This is a genomic window from Nocardioides sp. (assembly GCF_050699375.1).
Lineage (GTDB): Bacteria > Actinomycetota > Actinomycetes > Propionibacteriales > Nocardioidaceae > Nocardioides.
On sequence record NZ_JBOHDN010000041.1, the window covers coordinates 1 to 1,588 of the forward strand.

Here is a 1,588-nt window from a genome sequence, read left to right on the forward strand (position 1 = left end):
CCGACCTCGGCCGCCGCGTCGGCGGCGCTCAGAACCCGTGCGGCGAGCGTACGGTCAAGAATCCTGTCCCCCGTCATGGGAACGATCTTGCCGCATCCGGCACGTGTTGGGGCCGACCGCCGGTCGACCGACGAAGGTCAGGAACCTCGGACGACCTCGGTGAGGTGCGCGACCGCGTCGTCGAGAAGGACCTCGGTCTTCTCGCCGCTCTTGCGATCCTTGACCTCGATCTTGCCGTCGACCAGACCCCGGCCCACCGTGACGATCGTGGGGACGCCGATGAGCTCGGCGTCCTTGAACTTCACCCCGGGCGACACCTTGGGACGGTCGTCGTAGAGGACGTCGACGCCGGCGGCCTCGAGCTCACCGGCCAGCTGCTCGGCGGCCTCGAAGATCGCCGGGTCCTTGCCGGTGGCGACCAGGTGCAGGTCGTACGGAGCGACGTTGCGGGGCCAGGCGAGGCCGATGTCGTCGAGGGTGCCCTCGGCGACGGCGGCCACGGCACGGGTGACGCCGACACCGTAGGAGCCCATGGTGACCGTGACGAGCTTGCCGTTCTCGTCGAGGACCTGCAGGCCGAGCGCGTCGGCGAACTTCCGGCCGAGGGCGAAGACGTGGCCCATCTCCATGCCGCGCGCGGTCTCCAGGATTCCGTCGCCGTTGGGGCACGGGTCGCCGGGCCACACCTCGGCCGCCTCGATGATGCCGTCGAAGGTGAAGTCGCGACCGGCGACGAGATCGATGACGTGCTTCCCTGGCTCGTTGGCGCCGGTCACCCAGCGGGTGCCTTCGACTACGCGCGGGTCGACCAGGTAGCGAATGCCGGTCTTCGACTCCTCGCCCAGCACCTCCGGACCAATGTAGCCCTTGACCAGATCGGGGAACGAGGCCAACGTCTTCTCGTCCATCGGCTCGAACTCGCCCGGGTAGAGCGCCGCCTCGAGGCGCTTGGCGTCGACGTCGCGGTCACCGGGCACACCGATCGCCAGCGGCTCCTTGGTGCCGTCGGGGTAGACGACCACACCGAGCACGTTCTTGAGCGTGTCGGAGCCCACCCAGGGCCGGCCGTCACGGGCGAAGTGCTCGTTGAGGTGCGCGACCAGGGTTTCGATGGTCGGGGTGTCGGGAGTCTCCTCCGCGTGTGCGGCAGGCAGGCCGTCATAGCCGACGGTCTCGGGCGCGACTACCTTGACCGCCTCGACGTTGGCAGCGTAGCCGCAGGTCTTGCACTCGACGTAGGTGTCCTCACCGACCGGCGACTTCGCGAGGAACTCCTCGGACTTCGACCCGCCCATCGCGCCGGCGTGGGCGTAGACGATGACGTAGTCAAAGCCGAGCTGGTCGAAGATCCGGATGTAGGCCTCACGGTGGGCGTTGTAGGACTTGTCCTGCCCCTCGTCGGTGTAGTCGAAGGAGTAGGAGTCCTTCATGATGAACTCGCGCCCGCGCAGCAGCCCCGCGCGGGGACGCGCCTCGTCGCGGTACTTCGTCTGGATCTGGTAGAGCGAGAGCGGCAGGTCCTTGTAGGAGCCGTAGAGGTCCTTGACCAGGAGCGTGAACATCTCCTCGTGCGTGGGCCCGAGCAGGT

At 68.1% G+C, this 1,588-nt stretch carries 1 protein-coding gene; it reads right to left on the reverse strand.

The window, feature by feature from the left end; genetic code table 11:
• Nucleotides 1-137: 137 nt before the first annotated feature.
• Nucleotides 138-1,588, reverse strand: a 1,451-nt coding sequence (locus tag ACRDPS_RS02365) for a proline--tRNA ligase (RefSeq protein ID WP_431500013.1), incomplete at its 5' end; no start/stop codon positions are given.